Source organism: Nonlabens antarcticus (assembly GCF_015356755.1).
GTDB lineage: Bacteria > Bacteroidota > Bacteroidia > Flavobacteriales > Flavobacteriaceae > Nonlabens > Nonlabens antarcticus.
The window spans coordinates 1-233 of the sequence record NZ_JADFCO010000009.1 but is presented as its reverse complement, the minus strand read 5'-3'; the positions used below and the strand labels follow the sequence as shown (position 1 = coordinate 233).

The 233-nt window shown below is 46.8% G+C and carries 1 protein-coding gene; it reads left to right on the top strand.

Features of this window, described 5'->3' with window-relative positions:
* Positions 1-233 (top strand): DUF7507 domain-containing protein (locus tag IQ282_RS00030; protein WP_194849916.1); only part of this gene is annotated, 233 nt, incomplete at both ends.

Sequence of the window (233 nt, the reverse complement as noted above, 5' to 3'; positions counted from 1 at the left end):
CGACACCAAATGATGGAGACATCACGGATCTATCGGGATCCAGCAATGCATTGAACGACCCAACGTTTACAGATTTTGGTGATGACAATGGTATAGCGGTCATAAAGACTGGTGTCTTCAACGATGAGAACGGAGATGGGTTTGCCCAGTTGGGTGAGACGATCAGTTACAGTTTTACGGTGACCAATACGGGAGCCACTACGTTGAGCAACATAACGATTAGTGACCCATTG